Source organism: Stieleria neptunia (assembly GCF_007754155.1).
In the GTDB taxonomy this organism is placed as follows: domain Bacteria; phylum Planctomycetota; class Planctomycetia; order Pirellulales; family Pirellulaceae; genus Stieleria; species Stieleria neptunia.
In genome coordinates, this window is record NZ_CP037423.1 from 3,198,179 (window position 1) to 3,215,934 (window position 17,756).

At 56.0% G+C, this 17,756-nt stretch carries 12 protein-coding genes; 6 read left to right on the plus strand and 6 right to left on the minus strand.

Annotated elements, in window-relative coordinates; all coding sequences use genetic code 11:
* Positions 1–4 precede the first annotated feature (4 nt).
* From Enr13x_RS11290 to Enr13x_RS11315, 6 genes are all read left to right on the plus strand, one after another.
* A complete protein-coding gene (locus tag Enr13x_RS11290) occupies positions 5–538 on the plus strand; it encodes a hypothetical protein (RefSeq protein ID WP_145386143.1) in 534 nt (177 codons plus the stop codon).
* 18 nt (positions 539–556) lie between these two features.
* Positions 557–1,258, plus strand: a complete 702-nt coding sequence (locus Enr13x_RS11295) for a hypothetical protein (protein WP_145386144.1) — start codon at positions 557–559, stop codon at positions 1,256–1,258.
* Positions 1,259–1,438: 180 nt separating this feature from the next.
* Positions 1,439–2,872 carry a type IV secretory system conjugative DNA transfer family protein gene (locus Enr13x_RS11300; RefSeq protein WP_231744217.1) on the plus strand — a complete coding sequence of 478 codons (1,434 nt, stop codon included), beginning with the start codon at positions 1,439–1,441 and terminating at the stop codon, positions 2,870–2,872.
* A gap of 755 nt (positions 2,873–3,627) precedes the next feature.
* Entirely contained in the window at positions 3,628–3,828 is a 201-nt protein-coding gene (locus Enr13x_RS11305; protein WP_145386146.1) for a helix-turn-helix domain-containing protein, read from the plus strand.
* 435 nt (positions 3,829–4,263) lie between these two features.
* Positions 4,264–4,533: a hypothetical protein gene (locus Enr13x_RS11310; protein WP_145386147.1), complete on the plus strand. Its 270-nt coding sequence runs from the start codon at positions 4,264–4,266 to the stop codon at positions 4,531–4,533.
* A 344-nt stretch (positions 4,534–4,877) separates the two neighbouring features.
* Entirely contained in the window at positions 4,878–6,227 is a 1,350-nt protein-coding gene (locus Enr13x_RS11315) for an ArnT family glycosyltransferase (RefSeq protein WP_197455950.1), read from the plus strand.
* 789 nt (positions 6,228–7,016) lie between these two features.
* On the opposite strand, the gene Enr13x_RS11320 is transcribed toward Enr13x_RS11315, so the two are convergent.
* From Enr13x_RS11320 to Enr13x_RS11345, 6 genes are all read right to left on the minus strand, one after another.
* On the minus strand, positions 7,017–8,015 hold the full coding sequence (locus tag Enr13x_RS11320; RefSeq protein ID WP_197455951.1) for an RHS repeat domain-containing protein: 999 nt from the start codon (positions 8,013–8,015) through the stop codon (positions 7,017–7,019).
* 202 nt (positions 8,016–8,217) lie between these two features.
* The gene (locus tag Enr13x_RS11325) at positions 8,218–9,198 is read right to left on the minus strand and encodes a tyrosine-type recombinase/integrase (protein WP_145386150.1); all 981 of its coding nucleotides are present in this window, start codon (positions 9,196–9,198) and stop codon (positions 8,218–8,220) included.
* Between the two features lie 308 nt (positions 9,199–9,506).
* Positions 9,507–11,567, minus strand: a complete 2,061-nt coding sequence (locus Enr13x_RS11330) for a hypothetical protein (protein WP_145386151.1) — start codon at positions 11,565–11,567, stop codon at positions 9,507–9,509.
* A gap of 1,619 nt (positions 11,568–13,186) precedes the next feature.
* On the minus strand, positions 13,187–14,329 hold the full coding sequence (locus Enr13x_RS39745; protein ID WP_145386152.1) for an RHS repeat domain-containing protein: 1,143 nt from the start codon (positions 14,327–14,329) through the stop codon (positions 13,187–13,189).
* A gap of 25 nt (positions 14,330–14,354) precedes the next feature.
* Positions 14,355–15,311, minus strand: a complete 957-nt coding sequence (locus tag Enr13x_RS11340) for a tyrosine-type recombinase/integrase (protein WP_145386153.1) — start codon at positions 15,309–15,311, stop codon at positions 14,355–14,357.
* A 282-nt stretch (positions 15,312–15,593) separates the two neighbouring features.
* On the minus strand, positions 15,594–17,654 hold the full coding sequence (locus tag Enr13x_RS11345; RefSeq protein ID WP_145386154.1) for a hypothetical protein: 2,061 nt from the start codon (positions 17,652–17,654) through the stop codon (positions 15,594–15,596).
* Positions 17,655–17,756 lie beyond the last annotated feature (102 nt).

Genomic DNA, 17,756 nt, shown 5'->3' on the forward strand with positions numbered 1-17,756 from the left:
CGCGATGCCAAAGGCGATTCGCCGCCGAAAACCGTTTAAGACTGTGCTTAAGTTTTGGACGGTAAATCTGATCGCTGCTCCGATCTTGTTCACGCTGTGCCTGTCTGTTGCAGCGCAGGGAATTCGCGAACTCGTGTCGGTGATGCAAACGCGTCTTTACCGGCTGCCCTTTCCAGGCGCCGAGATGCTGCGTGACTACCAGGGGTTTGAACGGCTGGATCTCAGTCATCTGGCGAGTGCGTTGCTCTTCCTGGCTGTCACCTTCATCTGGATGCGCGTGATCGAAGAGGCAAAGGGGCTGGGCCCGGTTTCCCAGTACCTTCAATCCCATCCCATTGCGTTCTGGATATACGCCACCATTGCGGCGGTGATCATCGTTGTCGACGGAGTTGTCTTCTACTTTGGCCTCGCCGCCAGAAGCAATGCTTGGACCGAAACATCGATTTACGTGCCGATCGGCTGCACGTTGCTATACGTCGCGGGAACGGCTGCATTCGCGGCCTTCCATCAAGACTACCACCAATCTGACCAAATCTAAGATCGGGGAACCTTTGCAATGAATCCACGAACCAGGATCTTCCAGGCCGCCCTGCTGAGTTGCATCGCATTCAGTGGTTGTGTGAAGAAGCAGGAGACGGTCGACCGGCCGGTGTTTGAACCGTATGAAATCGATTCGTGTCTTGCGATCTCGATTGATCTGAGCGGAAGTTTCGCAAATGACTTTGGCGAGCGGGCTTATCCGCTTGTGCTCGATCTGATGGACACCTTTACCGATCAAAGCATGGGGGCGGAATGCAAGATCGTGTTGTCGCAAATGAGTGGGCATGACCAAGTTGTGCTATTCGAAGGCTCACCCGCCGAACTACGTCATGAATTCGGCTCGCCCGAGCAGATGGCCACATTCTTGCGCGACCACTCGAAACCCGATCGTTCACCGATCTACGTCGCCACTCGAAAAACGGTCGACTACGTCAACCTGATGAACGGCATCAGCGAGAAAACACGGGTCTTGACCGTGATCTTGAGCGACATGCGGGACTCGGAAAGCGATCAATCTAAACGCAGCCAGGAGGGATTCAGGATGCTCGCTTCCCTGGAAACGTATCGAGAGCGCGGTGGCAGCCTGGCGCTCTACTTTGTCGAGCAAGAAGAAGTGCCGCGATGGAAAGAAATCCTCGGGCGTGCTGGATTCGCGGAAGGTCAATTCGTCATCAGCAATAGCTTGGAATCCAATCCCCAGCTACCTCGCTTTGATTGATCTTCGGCTACCCAGAACTTTGAGGAACAAGCAATGGCACGATATGTCGACGAATACGACTTTGGTGACGTCCTGGCCGACTTACCCCGTGGACGTGACGCAGACCACGTGGGGCGCCCGCCAAATGCCTACTTTGAACATCCGGCGAACATCGCCGCGACAGAATCGCTGTCGTTCGACGTGCGTGAAAACGTTGAATCAAAACTGTTTCTGGGCGTCACGGGTGGCAAAGTGGTCACCGGGCAACGGATGCCAGACGGCAGGGTGCCGCGTTGGGTTCAGGGCGGGGTTCCTCAGGGAGTGGCTGACGACCGTCATCATTTTTTGCTAGCAGGATCGCGTGGGGGGAAGGGCCGAGCGTTTCTTGTGAACAATCTAATTGCATTACCGAGCATGACGTCCTCGCTAACGATTGATCCGAAGGGCGATTTGGCTGCAACGACTGCAAGGTATCGCGCAGAAGCATTGGGACAAGAAGTTGCAGTCACTGACATGTTCGACTGCTCGGGTTCAAAGACACGAAAGTTCCGTAAGGGGCTGAATGTCATTGACGGGCTTTGCCGTGCCGATCGGAAGACGTTTACGGCGGACGCGATGCTGATCGCGGATGCTTTGGTGGTCGAGAGTGAATCTATTGAAAATCCCCACTGGGATGAATGTACGAAAGAGGCGATCAGCGGTCTTTGTGCCCATATCGCAACACATTCCAACTACTCCGATGGGCAGCGAAATTTGGTCACCGTCTGGGAGCTTGCTGCTGCGGCTTGTGAGCCAGATCCGAATGATGCTCACGCATTTGCTCTTGAGAATGAAATGCTTGCCAACGACGCGGCAGGCGGATACGTGAGAGCAGTTGCACGGGCCTTTTATTCTCGAACCGGCGACGAATTCGCAAGCGTCGCTTCCAACATGCGGCGTCACCTCAGTTTCATCGGCATCGAAGCGATGCAGGATGCACTGCGTGGTCCCTGTGTCGATCCGGCAAAGATCAAGAACGGCAGTCTTGCCTGGTATGTGTCGATTCCCACGATGCGAGACCATGCGTTGAAGGGATTTAAACGTCTGTGTGTTCAAACGTGTTTGGCGGCCTGCGAGAAGGAACAGCAACAATTCGGCAATCAGGCTGTCTTTTTTCTCGATGAATTCCATGCGTTAGGGCGGATGAAGTGCATCGAAACGGCAATCGCGCAGTTTGCCGGGCTCGGTGTCAAACTCGTCATCGTTCTTCAGGATCTTTCCCAGATCCAACGCATTTACCCGAAGTCTTGGCAGACCTTCTTGGGCAATGCGGGGACGTTGCAGACGTTCGCCGGGAACGACGAAGCAACTTTGTCATACCTCAGCAAGCGGGTTGGCGAGGCGGTGACGGTGTCTCACTCCAGTAACCAGCCCAGCCGTGACCAGGTGCTTGAAAGTGCTAATTCCGGGATGTCCTGGGCGTTGGGAAACAAGCCATTGTTGACGCCGACTGAACTCGAATTCTATTTCGCCCGAGACGACGCCAAATTGCGTCAATTGGTTCTGCGACCAGGCTATCGCCCGATGGTCTTGCAGCGATGCTTCTATGACAAGAGCGAGTACTTTGCGGGACGATTCGACCGGAGGGATACGTGATGAAGCGAAGGTTAATCGATCCCGGGCTCCCGCCTTGGCCTGCACTCTATTTCGATGATGAGACCCATCGAGCATTCGTGACGGCGAGACTCGTTGACTGGCGAGCTGTCGAGCGCGGTCATGCAACGACCAAAGTATTGGTGGCAATGATGTGCGTGACAGTCGGGTACTGGGCATGGATTCAAGTGCCTCCGTACGAAGACGTCATTGTCCGCTTGTTTCTGGTCTTCGTGTTGGCAGCGATCGTGATGGCGGTTTTGGCGCCGGCGATGCGAGTGTGCTGTCCGATGTTTTTGGCGCGAACTCTATTCGCTCGTCGGCTCAGTCTACTCTTCACCCCGGAGGCGATTGGGTATCGCTCTTGGCTTTTCGACAACGGCGTTCGGATCACGCGATCATTCAATGGCCGTTCAGTGCAAGCGAGTTTTACGATGCGCGCCGACGTTGAAGCTCAGGATGTTGCAGCACTGCGTCATCAAGATCGAGAGAAATCACGACTGCATTTAAATCAGGCGCGATTGCTAGAGGTCGTGGTCCGAGGTACGGCAAGTCGTCTCCGAAACATCGGTGATTCCGTCAACACAAGGCTCCGTACACTCCCCGTGGCAACGCTTGATGCTCGCCAGGGCGAAAAAATCACCGTAGTTTTGAACGCCGCGGTGGAACTGACGCAAGGGACTGTGAAACCAATCGATTTGTCCCGGTCCGGATTCGGGCTGGATTTAGATGGCCCGACTGACGCGGAGGTTTGACCCATGTTGCTTTCCATCAAGGAAGTCGCCAACCGACTAAAAATCAGCGTCAGCATGACGTATTCGCTCGTCGCGCGAGGCGAATTGCCTTCGTATCAAATCGGATCCTGCCGGAGAGTTTCCGAAGATGACTTGATGCAGTTCCTGGAAGAACGCCGGCACGAACCGGTGCGATTGCCCGACCGCCGAACCAAACACTTTTGATCCGAATCTTTATTCCCACTGCCAAGGTGCACAATGGTTTTTCCAACCCGCTACAAATTCAAACGCATGTCGCCAGATTTCAAACGCTTCGCACGAAAGCCGAGGCTCGATCTTAAGCGAGCGTTCCGAAAGTCGCATCGAATTCCGCCGACAAAGAAGCAATTTCAAAATGCGTCAAGCGATCGCCTAAAGCCAAGACAATCGAAGCCGAGTCTGACGCTAACCCCGTCCGGCGCACGAAGCGTTCGCGCCGCCGCCCGGCGCAGCGTCGCGGAAAGGCGAGTCGACATCCGCAAGCTCCCAAACACCCGTCCGATCCGACAGCGTCCAGTCCGAGAGCAATTCCGGCACGCAACCCGCCGGTCACCCGGGCAAACCAAAAGTCGTGGTCGATAAAGCTTGCGCGGCACCCCGGAAGCGCGATACTCTACCTGTATGCAATGGACAGAAAAACAAATGGAAGACTGGCTGAAACCATCCGAGCGAACACTGATCGACGAGCACGGCGACGCAATCCTGCTCGAACAATTCGCGCTCTTCTGGGAGCAATTCGATGAACTCGTCGAAGCCGACCACTTCACCGAAGCCGAACTCATCCAATTCGGCCACGACACCGTCGCCGAATTCCACTTCCCATTCAACCTCGCCATCCAAGACGCCGTCGGGCACCTCTACCTCGGTCGTTTCGGGGACGATTCGACTTAGCGACGAAGGCGACTACCGTAGCTAGAAGCGATAAAGCCCCGGAACGGTTTGGGTCGCCAGTCGTGAGGTGTAAGATTCGCAATCGTGAGGCAGCGTCCGCGAGTTCGGTGAACCGGGGCCAACTACGCGGGCAGGTGCGATAGGTAATGTCACAATAAGCAGTTACAAGACTGATCTGCGACCGGTGAGTTTTGCGATAGACTATCGGATTTGTGGACTGGACCAACGTGCCAGCGAGTTACTTGGCTATGCTAAGATTGGCTGCATGGCGGTTTACTTTGATTGGTGCCAGTGGCTGTCAGTCGAATCGGACAACACCACGATTCAACATTGATGAGTACAGAATGGGCACGACGCTCGACAAACGAGAATTGCTGACGGTTCTCCTTATCGCCGCTTTTTCATTACTAATCCGGTTGGGGGCCCTAAGCTTTGTTGACTCACCTCAACTAATAGGAGACGAAGTCGACCATTTTTCGGGAGCGGTAGAATTTGCTTCTGGTAAGGTAGTTACCGTTGTCCCGAAACGTCCGCCGCTCTACATCTGGATCTCCGGAATAGTAGTTTTAGTGGCTGGTGAGGATCCAAATCATGTTCGACTGTTTCAGGTCTTCGTCGACTACACCACCACAATTGGCGTCTACGTTCTCGCCCGGGTTGTGTATTTGGATTTACTGTACTCAAAGCGAATAGCAGCAATCGCAATGCTTCTGTACGCGATTCATCCCGAATTCATCGCCTTCAGCCACTATCTCTGGACCGAGACCGTTTTCCTGTGGTTCTTGCTTGCGGGATTTCTTCTTTTAATGCGGTTCTCGGCGCGTCCAACCGTCACAAACGCCATCGCAACCGGTGCCATTTGGGGCCTTTCGGCGTTATTGAAACCTTACCAAATCTACATGCTTCCATTAATGGTGGCGGCTTCAGTCGTCTGTTCGCCACGCACTGAAATTCGACGAGCATGGAGACTCTCTCTCGTCGTACTTGCAACTAGCTGGATCACCGTGCTGCCATGCTGTACAAAAAACGACCAAGGTTGGGTGGTGATTAGCAAGCAGGGTAAGCGGGCAATTCAGGAGGGTACGAACGTGTACCCTCCGACGCAGGTTGACTTTGCCTACGTTCGGGCATTGCCACAGTCTGCAAAAAGTTCTCTCGGCAGGAAGGATGGGCTGCTGCAATTCGCGTTGGACAATCCCCGATTGATTGGGAGCCGAACACTCCTGAAGACTGGCGATTTTCTCGCGCCAAACACATTTTTGATTCGGCATCTGTACATGGGATACTATGGACGCCCCAAGGGGATGTCTAAGTCAGTTCGGCTGCTAGTTGTTTCGATTGCAATGGTTTCGATTTCAGGGCTACTTTGCCTGGGTGTTCTTGGGGCGGTTCGGTCGATGCCGGCTTCGAAACCAGATCGATGGAGAAGTAATCAGGGGCGGTTTCTACTGCTTTCCGTCAGCTATTTCGTGTTGACCCTGTTGATGATAATTGTGGCTGTTTCCGTGAGCCGATATCGATTACCGGTGATGTTGGCGTGCGTCGTTTTCGCATCAAGAAGCATCGTTGGGCCGGCGAACGAAAGCGATACCAAGAGCCGATCCTGTCGCAAGTATGTTGTTATTCTTTGCTTGGCCTGTATCGTGGCGGCATGGGTCTTTCGGGCGGGGACGATACTCGACGCCGCTTGGTAGAGCGTCTCGTTCCCGGCTTACCTCGCTTGGGCTCGGACGCGGTCACTCTCACCCTTCTTGATGCGGAGCTCGGCCTCCTGCCTCGCACTGTCTTCATCGGGCTCCGCCCTCGGCGTCGGTGCTGCTCGCTCGCGCTCGGCGCTACCCTCATCCTTCGGTCGCTGTCACCAACTCCGCGGGCCGTCGGCTCCGCTCGGTCGATCCCTCCCTCACTCCGGTCGCCGAACGATGGCCCGCTCACCTTGTTCAACTTCCAACTTCATCTCTTTCAACTTGGAGCATGGAACTTGAAACCTGAAACTGTACTCCCGCTTCCTGCCATCGTTCTCCGACTGACATCCTGTCACCGACGGGTTTCAGTCGACGGGCATCCTACCCGTCGTGCCTTCGGCGTTCTTTCGTGCTCGAGCATTGGCCGATCGGTCAACCGGGAAGCCTTTGCGGCCATGCATTGCGGCGGACGACTGCTCGGTCCTGTGATCACATCAAACGTCCGCCGCTGATTTGCGGGATTCAACCCCCGTTCCCTTTGATTCGATCCTGGCTTTCCTCAATCCAAGTCCGGCAAGCAGCTAATGTGTCGTACACATCGTCAAGGTACCTATATCGGCATGGGAATGTTGCAGACCCGTCATCGATCGAATCATGAAGCCGGTCGATTGAAGCGAGAATGTCGTCGGGTGCAATGCCTAAGTCTAGAAGTTTCCGAAAAACCTCACGAAGTCGCAGCACTGGGTATTCAGTGTTCAGCGCAGCAAACAATTGACTATCAACCGTATCCATGACATGTTACTTGGGACACATGGCGGTGCAATTAAGTGCCTTAAACAAAGGTACGTTTACTTCCAAGTCTTCTGCGCCACCAGGAGTGTCTGGATGCCTGATCAACATTGGTGCATTCGGGTTTGTGTCCTTCGGTCCGCAGACAAAGCACCGGAAGTTTACAGGGGATCGTCCCGTAGCGACTTCCGCCGCAATACCGCTTCGGTAAATTCGGTTGGTCACGTGACTGCCACGTGCAAGATACCTTCCCGACAGATCATCACCAGAGTAGTGCCAGTAGCACGCACGCGAATTCGCGCAACCTGGAGGTTGACCCGATTCAGTAATGGCATCTTGAAGAATTTGCCAAATTTCGGCCCTCTGCATCGGGCCTGGTACCGGCCCCCTTGCATTTCTCGCCTCAATACGCAGAAGAACAGTATTATGAAGCTCTTGGCAGATTTTGCCGTCCATCACAAGTTCGTCCAATCTGGCACGTCCAAGTTGAGAAGCAGCCGCGTGATTCCCAATCGCCATTAATGGGATTAATACAGTTGGTCCAGCAGCCGGACCAACACCTCCCCTTGGCCCCGTTGGTGTGCTGGTGGGACCGGGGCGAGGAGAAGGTGCCGGCGAAGGAGTTGACGGCGTTGAAGCTGGTGCAGGCGTGACAGGCTCCGGTGCTACAACTGTACCACCAGACGGGTCTGCTCCTCCGGGAACGAAATACGCACAGAAAAGATTCAATCCGTCTATAAAGCCGTTTGGATCTTTAGAGCAGAAGCGGCCGACGATCGAGTCGTACATGCGGGCGCGATAATGGTACAGATCGAGAACATCGTCGTACTCACGCCCGGTGCAGGTATAGCGGTTGCCTTCGGCAGTCGTCGTCCGCGCCGTACCACTGCCATCGAAGATCGACACTCCGCCATACGCGTCGTAGGCGTAGCGTTCCCTAATCGTGCCACTTGAATCGGTCAGCGCGGTGACGCTGTACTGTTGGGTGCCGTGATAGCGAAACGCCAACTTGATTGATGACTTGTCGCTTTCAGTGCGTGATTTGCCGGGCGAGAAGGTTTGTTGACGAAGCGCTTTGCAGCTACGGATTTGTTTTGACTCGGCGCACGACTTAACGCCTCCCGCGCGGGGTCGCGCGAGACGGCGTTGAAGGGTTTGGCGGCGGGATGATCGATGGCAGAGCATCCCGATATTGTAGTGGATCGATCGACTACTCGGTGGGTTTGTCGCCGGGCTTGTTGGGATCAGATTGCGGCGGACGGTCCTTGGCTCCCGGATGGGTTTTGTCGTGGACTTCGCGGAGGCGTTTGATCGAGACGTGGGTGTAGATCTGCGTCGTGTTGAGTTGCTCGTGACCGAGTAACGTTTGGATCGAGCGCAGGTCCGCGCCGCCTTCGAGCATCAACGTCGCCGTGGTATGGCGGAGCATGTGGCAACTGCCGGGCTTCGTGATGCCAGCAGCAGTCAAGTAGCTTCTGACGAGTTGGCTGAGTGTGACCGGATGGAAGGCGTTGCCGCGGGACGTCAAGAAGATCACGTCAGTGTCTTCGTCGAGCAGTGCGGGGCGACCATCGTGAAGGTATTTCATCAGCCATCCAAGGGCTCGCTTTCCGGTCGGCACGACTCGATCCTTGCGGCCTTTGCCTTGACGGATCATCGCAAGGCCAGACTCGTGGTTGATGTCGTCGAGTTTCAGCGCGATCAACTCGGCGCGTCGCATCCCGGTGGCATAAAAGAGTTCCATCATCGCGCGGTCGCGAAGACCGGTTGGTGTTGTGAGATCCACTGAACTGAGTAGCGTTTCGATTTCGTCGATCGTCAGGTGCGATGATGGAAGACGCTGTTCTTCCTTGGGGAGTTCGATGCCGGTTGATGGATCGCTGTCGATCCAGCCTTGTTCGGTCAGCCATGCGAGCCAGTGACCAACCGTTGAGAGGTAGGAAGCTTGAGTACAGAACTTGAGCGACTTGCCGGTGCGTTCATTGCGGTAGTGATAGAGCCAACGGCGATAGGCTGCGAGTGACTCAGGCGTGATCTCGGTGACGGACTCGATGCCGCGTTCGGACGACCAGATGATGAACTTGTTCAAGACGTAGTCGCGGCGCGAGATGGTCGTGGCCGACCAGTTGTTCATCTTGAGGTGGCTGAAGTAGCGAGACAGTAAGACTGTGGGAGCGGGAACGATTGACATGGATTTGCATCCTGGGGTTGTGATCGGTGCGCACCGGTAGCCGGGCGTGCTCGATCGGGGTGAAAGCGGCCGGGTGAACGTCACTCGGCCGAAGAAGACCGCATCACCGATCACGGCGATGCAGCTATGGCAAGGCTTTCAATGAGGGGGCCTTGCGAGGTTTGAAGGCGAAGTTTTCGCTTTCGTTTTGAATGTCGTTGGCTGGCAACGACTTGTGTGAATTACTGAGCATCACAAGCGATGCTCATGACATGCTCACCCAATGCACATCCCATGCTCGGGCTTGCCGATCTGATGCTCGCAGTCAGCTATCGCATGCTCGCAGTTTTGGTCGTAGGTGTAGTTTGCGTTGCCGGTTCCTTGAGTTTTGCGGGATCCAACAAGCCCATCATGAACGGCTGCCCCTCGCGGCCTTCACCGCCGTAGAGCAACTCGTAAACGTAGCGTTGGCCGCCGCGGCCACGATGGACGAGGACGTATTCCAGATCGACCAAGCGTTTGAGGTGGCTACGAACCTGGTAGTCGCTCCACTGGATCGCTTGCCGTAGCTCGCGACGGGTGAAGCGAAACGCATCCTTGGGAACGCCGACCGACTTGGATCCAGAGGCGACGAAGTCGTGAAGCTTCATCAGCAGGTTGCGTGTTTGCGGCGACAGTTCATCGAGGCTGCGTCCGAGAACTTCGCCCGCGATGCCGTTGGCGATCGCAATGTCGTCGCGTTGGACGTTGATGTACTCGATCGGTTGGTCATCAAGTGCCCCTTCGTGGATCGTCCGGCTGTGCTGACGGAGCAACGCGATGGTCTCGATCAACGTGAGGTATTTGTCGTGATCGCGGCGGAGCCTGGTCTTGTCGTTGGCGAAGGTCAGTTGGGGAGCGTACGGGTTGAAGACCGTTAACGGGCGTATCAACCGCTGAGCGTTTTGGTGCAGCTTTCGCAAGCCAGCCTGCAATTTTCGGGACTGCATGACGATCGCAGTTCGGGCATCTCGCTGCAGTGACTGAATCGCATCGGTTTGGGCGCGTGATTCATCGACGGTCAGGATCAGGCATCGATTGATCAGTTCTTCATCGATGTCGAGCGCGGTTGTGGTGAGGAAGATTTGCGTAGGGCCTTCGACGTGGTGTTCTTGGGTTTGGCTACGACCGTCTTCGCCGCGGCCGACGGTGGCGTGACGCAGTTCGCCCTCGCTTTGGAGAAGCTTCAGTGCGTAGCTGGCTTGGCGGATGCCTTCGTCTTCGGCGATGGCCAGGATCTTGTGACGGATCGAATCGCTGTCGAGATAGAATAGTGACTGGCCGGTCATTCCGCTGAAGCGGTTGACGTCCTCGGATGGCATCATCGAGAGGACGGCATCCATGAGAGATGTCTTCCCGGCGGAGCTGGACGATTGAATGACGATCGCCAGTGGCTTGGCAAGCTTGCGACTGGTTGCGGCCAAGTAGCCGGCGAGCTTGTTGGTGGATTCGCCGACGATGCCGCAAGCGTCCATGTCGGCAACTATGCGTTCGAGAAGATTGGGAGAGCGAAGCAGAGCCAACGCTTCGCGTTGCTCGTCGTCGCTGAGCTTGACTTCGATGCGCGCCGGTTGTTTCAGCGCCGCGATGCGATCGGACTGCAACGCTTCGAGTTTGAGCAGCAACGTGCCGATGTCCTTTTTGATGATGTCGGCATCGGTGTAGAGTTCCGTCGCGGTAGCCTTGATGAACGACGTGCGTGAGCGTGCCTTCACAAGATCAAGCGTGTCCATGTGAACGAGGTCGTCACGCGAAGCCATCAAGTTGACCTTGAGTGTCAGCGTCGACTTGTTCTTTTCAAGACCACGGATTCGGTAGCGTCGATCATCGCGGATGAAGATGATTTGATTGTCTTCGGTGATCAGTTCGTCACTGTCGTCCGTTTTCGTGTCCTCCGTTTGTTTCGTGGTTGGTTCTTCTGTCGTGGCAACCGGAACTTGCGTCGCGGGGCTGATGGCGGGTTCGGATTGACCGACTGTGATCACGTCATCGCCACTTGCGTGCGCATCGATCTTGTAACCTCGCAGACCGATGATGTTTCCTTCGTCGTTGACGACCGGAACGGTCACACGACCGCGCATGGTTTCGCGTCCGTTGGCTTTGTAAAGGCCAGCGTCGACGAGCGCGTCACGGACTTCGCGGCCGCGCTTGATGCGGCGCTGTGGGATCTGCTTGCCAAGTGTGCGATCGGCGAATCCGACTTGTTGTTCGGTCGCTTGTTCGCCAGTGAGATGGAGTTCGTCATTGACATAGGCTTTGGCGCGGTCGTTTTCGTTGAGGCAGCCTGCGTAGAATTCTGCAATGGCCTTGATCGGGTTGTCGAGCATCGCGTTCAGGAAATCATCGTTCATGGTGTTGGCTCCGTTAGATGCGCGCAGACCGGTGGCGTGGTCGCTGCTTGGTGGTTTTGGAAGAAGATTGGCGGGGAGAGGTGTCGGCGGTTTGTCGATTGGGTCCGCGGAAGCTGCGCACCTGTCGGCTGTCGTTGGCGGTCGAGAGCCTTGAAGGTGCAGAGGCGAAACGTGGATCAACGCCTCACGGATCGGCCGGCCCTCCATGACGCGACAGCTTCCGCTCACTGTCAACCGACGGAATCAGCCAACCGCCGCGAAAGTAGAAAACCGCTTCGCAATTAATCGTTAAAGTTTACGCACGCTCTGTTAACCATCGCGTGAGTGTTTTTTGTCTCTCGCCTTCTCTCGGCCTGCCACCGGAGGGTCACGGGTGACGGCGTCAGTCCGGCTCGGCGAAAGCCAAAAAACGTAGGGAAGAGTGAGCGGTCGGTTCGGTGGCGTTGGTGTCTAGGCTTTAGCCGATTCTGTCCGGTCGTGCGAGCGCCGAAGGCGTCGTGGAGAGGCGCCTGAAGGCTGGACACCAACGGTTTGGATCCATAGCCATGAATGCCGGGGAGCCTGTCGGAGATTCGCAGAGGGCTTTGGCCGAACAGACAAGCTGTCGGTTGACGGTTGACCGAGTGTCTCGTTCCCGGCTTACCTCGCTTGGGCTCGGACGCGGTCACTTTCGCCCTTCTTGATAAGGAGCTCGGCATCCTGCCTCGCACTGTTCTTATCGGGCTCCGCCCTCGGCGTCGGTGCTGCTCGCTCACGCTCGGCGCTGCCCTCATCCTTCGGTCGCTGTCAGCACCTCCGTCAACCGTCGGCTCCGCTCGGTCGATCCCTCCCTCACTCCGGTCGGCGAACGATGGCCCGCTACTTCACTCCACGACCATCATCACTCTACCACTCCTTGTCTCCCCCTCTCCTTGTCTCCCTCTCTGCCTTCCCGCTTCCTGCCATCGTTCTCCGACTGACATCGTGTCACCGACGGGTTTCAGTCGACGGGCATCCTACCCGCCGTGCCTACGGCGTTCTTTGTGCGTGAAGGTGCGCGTACCGGCATCCTGCCGAAGACAGGGGCGGGCGTCGTGCCCGCCAGCGGTCGTGAATCGACGAACCAACCAATGCGGCGGAAGTCGACTCGGTCCTGTGGTCACGTCAATCGCCCGCCGCTTTCAGTCGTCACCGGCCGGGGTTGTCGTCGCGTTTAATACCCCCTTCCCCTTTTCTCCTTCAAGTCTCACTTTTCGGTACCTGCACCTTCCATTTTGTTCATGATTTTCGTCACGGCGAATGACAGGGATTCGACAACGCAAGCCGAGAGAGTGCTTCCCAGGATTATCACGACTGAATAACCATCGTGAATATCTTGGACCCATCTCGCTGGACGGTCGCTAATACGAAAACATAGGAGGCAAAATGCAGTCCACAAAAACACAGTAAGCCATCCACCTACACATTCAAAGAACGGACTTCGCTGAAACCGAAGTCTGCCAAAGCCGAATCTCATAACTGCAGCGGAGCCAAATACAAGAGTGAGCCTCAAATTTAGCATGCTGATTGCCGGAAACATTTTGATCCCAATCGCGGCAACAAGTACAAGAACTAAGAGTTCCGCGATCGAAACCCGGTGCTTAGAGGCCTTGATACCACCCTCCTTCAGGGGTGACCCCGCACGCGCCTAAAGAAGAGACGCCGTCGAGTGGTATGCCATATTTGCTCAGACTATCCATTACCTCCTTCGCCAAGCAATTAGATTGGTCTTCGTCATTTCCTCCGCAGATAATCGCAGAACACCCATTGCCCCGCCAATCAAAGTTGCCAAGCGTCGCGCTGGGGTCATCCCCTGTCGTGAAATGAAACACAGCGACGACATCATCACATTTTATAATTGTGTTAATACAGGGAAGTGCACCGCCACTCCCGATGTTTGTTGGAGGACTTCCTGGATATGGGTAGATTTGGTTTTCGCCACCTCCGACACCCACTGGATAACCGCCAAGCGGAATCGACGTTACTCCGGGAATTGGGCTTTCGCGCTGTGCCTTGTTTGGGCAAGAAACGCATAGATTTGTCCTAGTAGCATGCTTGCTGTTCCGTTGTTTTGGACGTTGCCTGGGACCCGGCAGCTTCGGGATTGGCCATCCAGGCTTCCGTGGGTTAGTGGGTTGGTGAGGACCGCCCGGTACAGTTGTTCCGGGGGGATGTGGCCAGGATGGTGTCGGCGGTTTGTGTCCGGGAGGGATCGGTACATAGGTTTGCAAGCCCGCTGGATCAACAGCGTTGAGAATACGCGATCCAACGTATTCATACAAACTTGCACTGTCAGAATAACCGATGGGATCACGACTCAGAAAACGTCCACTGATCGCATCGTACATCCGAGCCCGATAGTGAAAGAGCCCCAGCTCTTTATCCCACTCACGCCCCGTGTAGGTATAGCGGTTACCTTCCGCCGTTGATGTACGCGCGGCTCCACTACCATCGAAGATCGATAGGTTGCCATACGCATCATACGCGTAGCGTTCTTTGATCGTCCCTGACGAATCGGTCAACGCCGTGATGCTGTACTGTTGGGTGCCGTGATAGCGAAACGCGAACTTGATAGTTGGCGCATCGTTTTCAGTCAGTGATTTGTCGAGCGAGCAGGTTTGTTGACGAAGCGTTTTGCAGCTACGGATTTGTTTTGAATCGGCGCACGACTTAACGCCTCCCGCGCGGCGGCGCGCGAGACGACGTTGAAGGGTTCGACGACGGGATGATGGCTTGCAGAGCATCCCGCCATTGTAACTGATGGGCAGGCTATTCGGTGTCGCTTTGCGGTGGTCGGTCCTTGGCTCCCGGATGCGTTTTGTCGTGGACTTCTCGCAGGCGTTTGATCGATACGTGGGTATAGATCTGCGTCGTGTTGAGCTGCTCGTGACCGAGTAACGTTTGGATCGAGCGCAGGTCCGCGCCGCCTTCGAGCATCAACGTCGCCGTCGTGTGGCGGAGCATGTGGCAACTGCCGGGCTTCGTGATGCCCGCCGCAGTCAAGTAGCTTCTGACGAGTTGGCTGAGCGTGACAGGATGGAACGCGTTGCCGAGGGACGTCAAGAAGATCACGTCGGTGTCTTCGTCGAGCAGTGCGGGGCGACCATCGTGAAGGTATTTCATCAGCCATCCGAGCGCTCGTTTGCCGGTCGGAACCACGCGATCCTTGCGTCCCTTGCCTTGGCGGATCATCGCAAGCCCGGACTCGTGGTTGATGTCGTCGAGCTTCAGCGCGATCAACTCGGCGCGTCGCATGCCGGTGGCATAAAAGAGTTCCAATATCGCGCGGTCGCGAAGACCGGTTGGCGTGGTGAGATCGACTGAACTGAGTAGCGTTTCGATTTCATCGATGGTCAGGTGCGATGATGGAAGACGCTGTTCTTCTTTGGGTAGTTCGATGTTGCTCGAAGGGTCGGTATCGATCCAGCCTTGTTCGGTCAGCCATGCGAGCCAGTGACCAACCGTTGAGAGGTAGGAAGCTTGAGTACAGAACTTCAGCGGCTTGCCGGTGCGTTCGTTGCGGTAGTGATAGAGCCAACGACGATAGGCCGCGAGCGACTCGGGCGTGATCTCGCAGACGGATTCGATGCCGCGTTCGGAAGACCAGGTGATGAACTTGTTCAAGACGTAGTCACGGCGCGAGATGGTCGTGGCCGACCAGTTGTTCATCTTGAGGTGGTTGAAGTATCGAGACAGTAGGACGGTGGGAATGGGAAGGTTTGACATGGATTTGCATCCTGGGGTTGTGATCGGCGCGTACCGGTAGCCGGGGCGTGCTCGATCAGGGTGAAAGCGGCCGGGTGAACGTCACTCGGCCGAAGAAGACGGCATCACCGATCACGGCGATGCAGCTATGGCAAGGCTTTCAATGAGGGGGCCTTGCGAGGTTTTGGCATCGGTTTTGATGCCAGAGCGGTTAGGTCGTTGCGGCGCAACGACTTATTGGATGTGCGAGGTGGAGTGAAGCGACCGCAGAGCGGCGACAGAGCCGGGGTTGAGCTCACTTGCTCAGGGGGTTGAGGTTTCGACCAAGGGGGTCGAGGTTTTGGTTGTAGCTGCAGGTGTCTTGAGTTTCGCCGGATCGATCAGACCCATCAGGAACGGTTGGCCTTCGCGGCCCTCCCCACCGTAAAGCAGTTCGTAGACGTAGCGTTGGCCGTTGCGACCACGGTGAACGAGCACGTATTCCAGATCGACAAGCCGACCAAGATGCTTTTGGATTTGCGAATCGCTCCAGTGGATCGCTTCCCTGACATCGCGGCGGGTGAACCGGAATGCGTCCCGCGGAAGCCCGATCGATCGTGAGTTCGAGTCGACGAAGTCATGCAGTCTGCCGAGTAAGTTTCGCGTCTGTGGCGCGAGTTCATCGAGGCTTCGTCCGAGGACTTCACCCGCGATGCCGTTGGCGATTGCGATATCACCGGGCTCGACGTTGATGAACTCGGTCGAGATGTCGCCTTGTTGTGCCGAATGAATCGTCCGCTGATGCTGGTGCAGGAACGCGATGGTGTTGATCAGCGTCAGATACTTGATGTGATCGCGCCGCATGCGTGTTTTGTGATTGGGGAACGTCAGCTGCGTCGCAAACGGGTTGAACACTTCGACGGGCTGCAACAACCGCTGCGCGTTTTGGTGAAGGCGTTTCAACTGACCGGCAAGATAACCATGTTCGGTGAAGTCATGCGTGAACGATTCACGTTGTTTCGATTGGATTGCATCAGTCTGTGAATCGGATTCATCAACGGTCAAGATGAGGCATCGATTGATCAGTTCTTCGTCGACGTCGAGGGCGGTTGTGGTGAGGAAGATCTGCGTGGGGCCTTCGACGTGGTGTTCTTGGGTTTGGCTGCGCCCGTCTTCGCCGCGGCCGACCGTGGCGTGACGCAGCTCGCCTTCGCTTTGAAGAAGTTTCAGTGCGTAGCTTGCTTGGCGGATGCCTTCGTCTTCGGCAATGGCCAGGATCTTGTGACGGATTGAATCGCTGTCGAGATAGAATAGTGACTGACCGGTCATGCCGCTGAAGCGGTTGACGTCTTCGGATGGCATCATCGAAAGCACCGCGTCCATCAGTGATGTTTTGCCGGCCGACGATGATGATTGAATGACGATCGCCAGTGGCTTGGCAAGTTTGCGACTGGTTGCGGCCAAGTAGCCGGCGAGCTTGTTGGTGGATTCGCCGACGATGCCGCAAGCGTCCATGTCAGCAACGACGCGTTCGAGCAAGTTGGGCGAGCGAAGTAGAGCCAACGCTTCGCGTTGCTCTTCGTCGCTGAGCTTCACTTCGGCGCGCGCCGGTTGTTTCAGCGCCGCGATTCGATCAGACTGCAACGCTTCGAGTTTCAGCAGCAACGTGCCGATGTCTTTTTTGATGATGTCGGCATCGGTGTAGAGTTCCGTCGCTGCGGCTTTGATGAACGACGTTCGTGAGCGAGCCTTCACGAGATCAAGCGTGTCCATGTGAACGAGGTTATCACGCGAAGCCATCAGGTTGACTTTAAGTGTCAGCGTCGACTTGTTCTTCTCGAGGCCACGGATTCGGTAGCGTCGGTCGTCGCGGATGACGATGACTTGATTGTCTTCGAGGATCAGTTCGTTCTCATCTTGCGTTGTCGACTTTGGCTTGATAGCAGCGACAGTGTCTTCGTTCGTGTCATTCGTGTGATTCGTGGACGGTGCTTTGACTTCCTCACCGACAACGATCACGTCGGGACCATCGGCGTGCGCGTCGACCTTGTAACCACGCAAGCCGATGACGTTGCCTTCGTTGTCTTGAATCGGAACCGTGACACGGCCACGCATCGTTTCGCGTCCGTTCGCCTTGTAGAGTCCCGCGGCGACAAGTGCGTCACGGACCTCGCGACCACGCTTGATACGACGTTGTGGGATCTGTTTGCCAAGTGTTCGGTCGGCGAATCCGATTTGTTGTTCGGTCGCTTGTTCGTTGGTGAGATGGAGTTCTTCGTTGACATAAGCTGTGGCGCGGTCGTTTTCGTTGAGGCAGCCTGCGTAGAATTCTGCGATGGCCTTGATCGGGTTATCGAGGATCGCGTTCAGGAAGTCATCGTTCATTGTGTTGGCTCCGTTGGATGCGCGCAGACCGGTGGCGTGGTCGTTGCTTGGTGGTTTGGAAAGATCGCGGGGAGAGGTGTCGGCGGTTTGCCGCTTCAGGCC